The 7,893-nt window shown below is 43.0% G+C and carries 7 protein-coding genes and 1 pseudogene; 6 read left to right on the forward strand and 2 right to left on the reverse strand.

Going from position 1 to position 7,893, the window contains the following annotated elements:
- Positions 1-251: 251 nt before the first annotated feature.
- On the reverse strand, positions 252-653 hold the full coding sequence (locus AMS66_RS12330; RefSeq protein ID WP_053781089.1) for a VOC family protein: 402 nt from the start codon (positions 651-653) through the stop codon (positions 252-254).
- Between the two features lie 167 nt (positions 654-820).
- On the opposite strand from AMS66_RS12330, the gene AMS66_RS12335 reads away from it, so the two are divergent.
- The 4 genes from AMS66_RS12335 (at position 821) to AMS66_RS12350 (ending at position 5,435) form a co-directional block, all read left to right on the forward strand.
- The gene (locus AMS66_RS12335) at positions 821-1,621 is read left to right on the forward strand and encodes a GNAT family N-acetyltransferase (RefSeq protein ID WP_053781090.1); all 801 of its coding nucleotides are present in this window, start codon (positions 821-823) and stop codon (positions 1,619-1,621) included.
- A gap of 443 nt (positions 1,622-2,064) precedes the next feature.
- The gene (locus AMS66_RS12340) at positions 2,065-3,363 is read left to right on the forward strand and encodes an NCS2 family permease (protein ID WP_053781091.1); all 1,299 of its coding nucleotides are present in this window, start codon (positions 2,065-2,067) and stop codon (positions 3,361-3,363) included.
- A 159-nt stretch (positions 3,364-3,522) separates the two neighbouring features.
- On the forward strand, positions 3,523-4,062 hold the full coding sequence (locus tag AMS66_RS12345) for a cysteine hydrolase family protein (protein ID WP_053781092.1): 540 nt from the start codon (positions 3,523-3,525) through the stop codon (positions 4,060-4,062).
- 440 nt (positions 4,063-4,502) lie between these two features.
- Positions 4,503-5,435 (forward strand): alpha/beta hydrolase family protein, encoded by a 933-nt coding sequence (locus AMS66_RS12350; protein WP_053781093.1) that lies wholly within the window; start codon positions 4,503-4,505, stop codon positions 5,433-5,435.
- Between the two features lie 112 nt (positions 5,436-5,547).
- On the opposite strand, the gene AMS66_RS12355 is transcribed toward AMS66_RS12350, so the two are convergent.
- Complete coding sequence (locus tag AMS66_RS12355) at positions 5,548-6,162, reverse strand: TetR/AcrR family transcriptional regulator (RefSeq protein WP_053781094.1); 615 nt, start codon at positions 6,160-6,162, stop codon at positions 5,548-5,550.
- Positions 6,163-6,511: 349 nt separating this feature from the next.
- On the opposite strand from AMS66_RS12355, the gene AMS66_RS12360 reads away from it, so the two are divergent.
- Both AMS66_RS12360 and AMS66_RS33695 read left to right on the forward strand, forming a co-directional pair.
- Positions 6,512-7,456: an ABC transporter permease gene (locus tag AMS66_RS12360; RefSeq protein WP_053781095.1), complete on the forward strand. Its 945-nt coding sequence runs from the start codon at positions 6,512-6,514 to the stop codon at positions 7,454-7,456.
- A gap of 15 nt (positions 7,457-7,471) precedes the next feature.
- Positions 7,472-7,893, forward strand: a pseudogene (locus tag AMS66_RS33695) (carbohydrate ABC transporter permease); the annotation flags it as partial.

Below are 7,893 nucleotides of genomic sequence, written 5' to 3' on the forward strand. Positions count from 1 at the left end.
TTCGTCCACTTATTCATTAAGCTAACGGGCAATTTAGCCCAAAGGTATGATAAATGTGTAGGGACTTTTCATAAAGGGAACGCATGGATACTGTGGTTACATTTGAGGAAATTAACCAGATTTGTAGTGAGTTCTTGGTAAAAGCAATCAACCTACGAATTTTTCCGTCCAAGTAAGGATATTGATTTAAATTACGATATGAGATTATAGGAGGAACGCCGGTGACCTTAACAGGTGACCGGCGTTTTCACTTATTTTTTCGGCATTTTGCTCTCATCCATGTAAAGCAGGTTCCAGCGGTGACCGTCCAGGTCGGCAAATCCTGCGCCGTACATCCAGCCGTCGATTTCACTCGGTTTGCCAAAGATGTTTCCTCCGGCAAACTCCACTTTTTGAATGAAGGCATCTACTTCTTCTCTGCTCTCAGCACCAATGGAAAATATTACTTCTGCGCTATGGGAAGTATTTGCTGTTTTTGAACCTGTAAATTTTTCAAACGCTGACTCCGGGAATAGCAGAATCGTTGTTTGACCTATGGAAAGCTTTGCTCTCTCGTTACCAACGCTCACCGCATGGAATCCAATCTCATTGAAAAAGGTAGTTGAGCTCTCAACATCTTTGACTGGCAGGTTAATCCAGATATCCTGTGGCATGGTTGTAACCTCCTGGAATATATTTTTTTACTACGCCTACTATACTCTACTTCTGGCTGCAGAAGCGATTTTTATAAAAGAGACCTGTAAGTATTCATTCAAAATTTCCCTTTATGTCTATGCACCTTATCCATTAGAATAGAAATTATAGATAGAGAGGTGTTAAAATGCTTTCGCATCGATTGCTTACTCACGATACAATTATTAAATTATTGCCGCACATTAATACAGAACAGAATCTGCTATTCTATAGTTATTTAACTCAACGTAAGGATAAGGCCCAATATATTTGTCAATTTTTTAATAGCCAACTTACAGCCGTATTAGCTTATTTTAGCGAACTATCCTTTCCTGCATTTTCTTTCTTCCGAGTTGAAGATTGTGATATCTTTTTTCCAGAACTAATTGCTTTTACAAGAGAAACTATCAAACTTGACGAAAGTGCTGTATGTGGCACGATACTCTGTCAACGGGACCTTGAACTTTTTCAATCCTTCGGTCTCATCAAAGGAATTCCTCAACGTTTTTTAACTATGAAACATCAGGATGAATCGAAACTCCTTGAATCTAACATTGCAAAAAAGATAAATGAAAATGATTATTCTAAGGTAATTGATTTTTTACATAGTGGGGAAATGAGGTTTTTCACAAGGAGTGAGTTAGAGAATTATCCTTTTCTTGGAATTAAGGAAGGGGAGGATTTCATAGCTGTAGGAGGCTACCATTTTTATGACCCTCAGCTAGTAGAGCTTGGGAACATTGTTACCAGGTTAGATTACAGAGGAAGAGGATTAGCTAAACGCCTAACAAGTGAATTGACACACCTCGGTAAAAAACTTTCACCAGATGTCTATCTGGGCGTATTAGCAAATAACTTACCTGCTGTTCGCTTATATGAAGGCTTGGGGTATCAAACAACAATGGAACTTTCTATTGTCAATTTTACTTTATCTAAGACAAAAATTTAGTCCCATTTAAAGTCGCTATTTTAGCGGCTTTTTTGTTTTATCGGTATAAGCATTTAAAGGAATGGGCTTCTTTTGCCTTATGTCAGCGTTTTCTTTTATCGCCGTATGTAAAAACATTTAATCTATAACATGCTAATTGTGGTCTGGATTCAGTATAGCCTGTTCTAAAAAACGAATGAATACTTAATATCATCTCAATATAGTTCGTAAATAACTGTGAACAATACGTTAATTCGTTGACAATGAGTGAATTTTTTATTAAAATTCGAAATGGACATCAGGATAGAGCAGATATGAGTATCTTTTTCATTAGTTCAGAATCTTAGTTTTTAATCCTAATGACGAATATAGGAGCGGTAATATTACAATCCTATTACGATGATTAGGATTTTTTTTGTTTTTGGCTTTGGAGAATAATTTGAAAGTTGGAGGCTGGCTTTATCATGGACAACTGGTTCAAACTAAAAGAAAGAGGCACGACCGTTTCAACTGAGATCATCGCAGGAATCACGACATTCTTCACGATGGTATACATAGTGATCGTAAACCCAGGAATACTCAGCAGCACGGGGATGGACTTTAACGGAGTATTCATTGCTACGGTGTTGGCAAGTATTGTGGCGACTCTGATTATGGGAATAGGGTCCAATTATCCGATCGTCATAGCGCCTGGTATGGGTCTGAATGCATTCTTCGCCTATAGTGTAGTTGCCGGATATGGCGTGTCTTGGCAGGTTGCGCTAGGAGCGGTATTTATAGCGGGGCTTTTGTTTATTATTTTATCGCTTACTTCATTTCGTTACATGCTGCTTGATGCCATTCCTGCGAGCCTTAAACACGCGATAACAGCAGGGATCGGATTGTTTATTACAACGGTAGGCCTGCAAAATTCCGGAATTATTGCTGATTCAGAATCAAATTTGATTACGATCGGGAACTTGGCAGAGCCAATGACTTACCTGACCATTATCGGATTGATTATCACTGTTGTGCTTATGGCGTACAATGTAAAAGGTTATCTGTTCATCGGAATGGTGGTAACAGCGATACTTGCCTGGATCTTGGGACTATTTCAAATGCCGGAATCGATTGTATCCATGCCGCAAGGCCTCACGACAACGGCTTTTCAACTGGATTTGGCGGGTGTGTTCTCTAATGGTTTGTATACCATCATATTTACTTTCCTGTTAATCACGCTGTTTGATACAACGGGAACGATGCTCGGAGTTGCTGAACAAGCAGGTCTGCTGAAGGAAGGTAAATTTCCGCGCTCACGCGGCGCCCTATTAGCTGATGCCGTAGGGACTACCACAGGCGCTTTGCTTGGAACGAGCCCAACATCGGCTTATATCGAGTCCAGCACAGGAGTGGCTGCAGGAGGAAGAACAGGACTGACGGCAGTAACGGTAAGTGTTCTGCTTGCTCTTACTTTGTTCTTTGCACCTATCGTAAGTGTGATATCAGGTATCCCGGCGATTACTTCTCCAGCACTGATTATTGTTGGCTACTTTATGATTAGTGTGATCAGCAAAATCAATTGGAAGGACCTTGAAGAAACATTTCCTGCTTTCCTGATTATCATTCTTACTCCATTGACGCACAGCATTGCGACAGGCATTGGCGTAGGCTTCATTTTCTATCCGGTACTCAAGCTGCTTCGTGGAAAGGGCAAGGATGTTCATCCGATATTCTACATTTTTGCCGTATTGTTCTTCATTCAGCTTGTATTCCTGGACCACTAAGAAACGGTTAATTAACAAAAGGAGAACTGCTTGTACATAGGCAGTTCTCCTTTTTTATATGTATGTTCGATCTTTCAGCATAAAAAATGATGAATATAATTATGGTTACAGGAAATTCTAACCTCTAGAAATTAATGAAGAAGATGAGGAGGGATAATTATGATCCATAAGCCAGCTTTATTGATTATAGATGTGCAAACCGGATCTTTTATGAATCCTCTCTTTATTCATAACAGTGAAGAATTATTAACCAATATCAAGCAACTTATTACTTGGGCCCACACAAGTAAGATTCCAGTCATACTTACTCAGCATAATGGGAAATTAGGGACAATTACCTCAAAAACGTCTTCAGGCTGGAGTCTTCACCCCGACTTATCCTTATTAGCTGAAGATGTAAAAATCGAAAAGGACTTTCCAGATTCATTTCAAGGTACCAACCTTGAATCACATTTAACTCATTTAGGCGTTAATCGACTGGTTGTCGCGGGAATTCAGACTGAGATATGTGTTGATGCGACATGTCGTAGAGCATTTAGCTTGGGATTTGACGTTATTTTAGCAAAAGATGCCCACAGTACTGCGGAGTCTTCCTTTTTAAGTGCAGAACAGATCATTTCACACCATAATATCGTTCTACAAAACTGGTTTGTTTCTTTAAGCGACACTCAAAATATCATAATGTCGGTTTCAAGATAAACAAGTATCCATCTACGTTTTTGTTGGAGATATAGCAGAGAAGGTGCCAAGATGCCTTTCTTTCATATCATTGTCTCACTAAAGGATCAGCCGATTTCGATAGGTACATATATTTAATGTTGATGGAAAAGGGAAGATTATCATTGAAAATTCATCATTGTTAGGGAAAGGGCCCCCAATTTTGGAGGCCCTTTATGTTTCAAGGTCGGGGGACAAGAGCATGATTAATTTTAATGGGGCAAGATGACAGTGACGCTAAATTTACCAATAAGATTGAAGTGTTATTGGATCAAAATGAGCAATAATTTAAAATACATTGCAAACGGAACATTGTTCCGTATATAATAGGAACAATGTTCCGCTTAAATTGTCTTTAGCACATGATAGGCGGTGGCCATCACAAATCTTATATCTCTTAAAGAAGGGCAGGGACATTTATTATGGAAATTAAGAATAATACATCCTCTCCAATCGTTTCAGTGAAACAGATCGTGCTATCAGCCCCTTGGCGTGGGGAGGATCTGAGAGTGAGAGTATCCGCGCCGACGACGGGTGGAAACTTACCTATCATTGTTTTCTCACATGGCTCTGGCTCGTCATTGGAGGGTTACGGCCCACTGGTTGATTTCTGGGCTGCACACGGTTTTGTGGTCATACAACCCACCCATCTCGACTCAAGGACAGTGAATCTCCCCAAGGACGATCCCCGTACACCTCGGATCTGGCGTTCCAGAGTTGAAGACATGAAGCTTATCCTCGATCAGCTTGATTTTCTAGAAGCTGCTGTTCCTGGCCTGAGCGGGCGCCTTGACCGAAGCCGCATCGCCACAGCCGGACACTCATTCGGCGGCCAAACGGCGGGCAATCTTCTGGGTTTGCGAGTTTTCAACCCGGAGACCAAGAAGGAAGAGGACCTATCCGACTCGCGCATCAAAGCAGGCATACTGTTTGCCACCGCTGGGCAAGGTGGAGACAGCCTGACACCGTTTGCAGCCGAGAACATGCCGCATCTGAACGTGAGCTTCGCACACATGACTACACCCAGCCTTGTCATCGTCGGGGACCAGGACTACGTCCCGCAAAAGTATCAGTTGACTGTCCGCGGCCCAGAATGGATGACCGATCCTTACTTCTTAAGCCCGGGAGCCGAGAGCCTGCTCACCCTCTTCGGTGCAGAACACTCACTAGGTGGAATCCCAGGTTATGAGGTCAAGGAAACAACAGATGAAAATCCAGAACAAGTCGCCTTGATCCAGCGAGTCACGTGGGCTTACCTTCGTCATGCACTCGATATTGATCATGCCAGCTGGTCAGCAATACACAAGACTTTGTCGGAAAGTGTCAGTCCAATTGGTCGACTTGAATCCAAGTGAAGCTCTAGGAAATGCAAAATGCGCTCCCTTCTCGGCATCAGCCGGTGAGGGAGCGCACTGTCGATATTCTGATTGTCTTGCTGCGTAGATGAACTTTGAGCACTTGGAGATGTTAGCGGTTCGCACGATAGCGCAACCCATCTACGAGCAGTGAAATGATATGTTGCACATGTACAGTATCTCCGTTGTCTACCGCCGTACAGAGGCTCGCGACGGCCCACAGCAATTCGTCTGGTTCGACATCGGCACGTATCTTACCAGCAGTAGTCGCCGTTTCAAGCAAGTTTTTAAGAGCTGGACTTAGTTCCACTACAAAACAGACAGGCAAAGTCTCGTATGCCGGATCCTTTGAATGTAGGGCCGCCGCGAGTCCGCGTTTGGTCGCTATGAAGTCCAAATAGCGCAGCATCCATCGCTCTAATGCCTCAACTGGTTCATATTTAGCAGCTAAATCTTCAGCAGCATCTGCGCAAGCATCAATCTCCTGTCGGAAGACAGCCTCTATGAGATCCGAACGCTGTGGAAAATGGCGATATACCGTCCCTACGCCGACGCCAGCCTTCTCCGCAATTTCCCGAATTGGAGCGTCTACTCCTGAAGTTGCGAATACAGTCAGCGCGGCCTGGAGCAAAGCATGAATGTTGCGCTTTGCGTCGGCTCGTACGGATCGAACCGTGCAGTCGTGAGACTCTGATTGATCACTGCGGTCTTCCGTTTTGTCGTTCATTAAGTAGCATCCTCCATAAGTTAATCACCAATTTATAGTAATGGAAATCCTCTATTACTGTATATCCGGATAATTGTACTATTAACACTAAAATAAATAAACAACCATTAGATAATCACAATGGAAAATCGAAATAAAAATACTTAAACCTATTGTTTTTTGACTATTGTCTTACGTTTTTGGTCTAGGAATCATCTGGAGATTTACATAGAATTACAACTAATCGAGGTTAGGTTTTGACAAACCTTGACCTTCATAAAGGGTTTGTCAAAACAAGATGAAAGCGTTAACAATTAGGGGTAAAAAAAGAAAATGCTCCTCAGCCAGTACTACAAGAAGGGAAGATGATATGGAAGCAAAAGTCACCCGCAAAAGAGTACGAACACGCTGGCGCAAGCATGATACCGAGCTCACGTTGCTCGCGCTTCCGACCATAATCTGGTACATTCTGTTCAGCTTCTTGCCGATGTTCGGTGTCATTATCGCTTTCAAGGATTTCAAGATTCACGGAAACTTTCTCAGCAATGTAATAAACAGCGACTGGATCGGCTTCAAAAACTTTGAATTCCTGTTCAGTTCGAACGACGTCTGGATCGTAATTCGCAATACAATCGGTTACAACATTATCTTTATTATTCTGGGTATTATCGTGCCTGTGTCGCTTGCATTGATGGTTGGACAGCTGCACAGCCGCAAGGCAGCCAAGGTCTATCAGACGATGATGTTTCTCCCGTATTTCCTATCGTGGGTTGTGGTTTCCGCGGTGCTTTGGGCATTCCTGAGCTATGACAAGGGAATTGCCAACCAAGTTCTGACCCATTTCAGCCATGATCCAAAAAATTGGTATATGGAGCCGTCGTATTGGCCGTATCTTCTGGTATTTATGAATATGTGGAAGGGTCTCGGTTACGGCATGGTTGTCTATTTGGCGACCATCACAAGCATGGATTCGACTTATTACGAAGCGGCCGTCATCGATGGCGCTAGCAAGTGGCAGCAGACATGGTATATTACGCTGCCCTTAATGAAATTTGTTATTGTGTTGATGTTTATCCTGTCGGTCGGAGGTATCTTCTCCACGGATTTCGGCTTGTTCTTCCAGGTGCCACGAGATTCCAATTCTCTCTACAACGTGACCACGACGGTAGATGTGCTCGTGTACAAACAACTCAAAACCGCGACGGTCGGTATGGCGTCTGCATCTGCCTTCATGCAATCTATACTGGGCTGCGGAATGATCCTATTCGCGAACTGGATTGTTCGTAAAGTTGATCCAGAAAGTGCGTTGATCTAGAGAGGAGACAGGAATATGACAACACAAACAAGCTATGATTCCGGTCTTGATAAGTTCAACCGAGTCGGGAAAGGAACGAACATTTTTTTTCACCTGATCTTTATTATTTTAGCCTTGTTATGCGTAGTTCCAATCGTCGTGGTACTGTCCATTTCACTGTCCAGCGAGGCTTCCATTCGAGAGACGGGCTACCAGCTCCTGCCGACGACATTCTCAGCTGAAGCCTACAACTATATCGTCAAACAGGGCTCGATGATTATACGAGCGCTGGGTGTCTCCGTATTTGTTACGGTAATAGGCACGCTGATCGGCGTGCTGCTCACCACTACGATGGGCTATGCGCTGTCCCGTCCCCAATTCAAGTTAAAAGGGCTGCTGACATGGATTGTATTCATCCCCATGGTTTTTAACGGCGGTCTTGTTTCCAGCTATTACAT

This window comes from Paenibacillus xylanivorans (assembly GCF_001280595.1).
Lineage (GTDB): Bacteria > Bacillota > Bacilli > Paenibacillales > Paenibacillaceae > Paenibacillus > Paenibacillus xylanivorans.

Excerpts from the sequence above, each read along its gene's own strand:
- AMS66_RS12330 (WP_053781089.1), bottom strand. The coding sequence starts at position 653 with ATGCCACAGGATATCTGGATTAACCTGCCAGTCAAAGATGTTGAGAGC.
- AMS66_RS12335 (WP_053781090.1), top strand. The coding sequence starts at position 821 with ATGCTTTCGCATCGATTGCTTACTCACGATACAATTATTAAATTATTG.
- AMS66_RS12340 (WP_053781091.1), top strand. The coding sequence starts at position 2,065 with ATGGACAACTGGTTCAAACTAAAAGAAAGAGGCACGACCGTTTCAACT.
- AMS66_RS12345 (WP_053781092.1), top strand. The coding sequence starts at position 3,523 with ATGATCCATAAGCCAGCTTTATTGATTATAGATGTGCAAACCGGATCT.
- AMS66_RS12350 (WP_053781093.1), top strand. The coding sequence starts at position 4,503 with ATGGAAATTAAGAATAATACATCCTCTCCAATCGTTTCAGTGAAACAG.
- AMS66_RS12355 (WP_053781094.1), bottom strand. The coding sequence starts at position 6,162 with ATGAACGACAAAACGGAAGACCGCAGTGATCAATCAGAGTCTCACGAC.
- AMS66_RS12360 (WP_053781095.1), top strand. The coding sequence starts at position 6,512 with ATGGAAGCAAAAGTCACCCGCAAAAGAGTACGAACACGCTGGCGCAAG.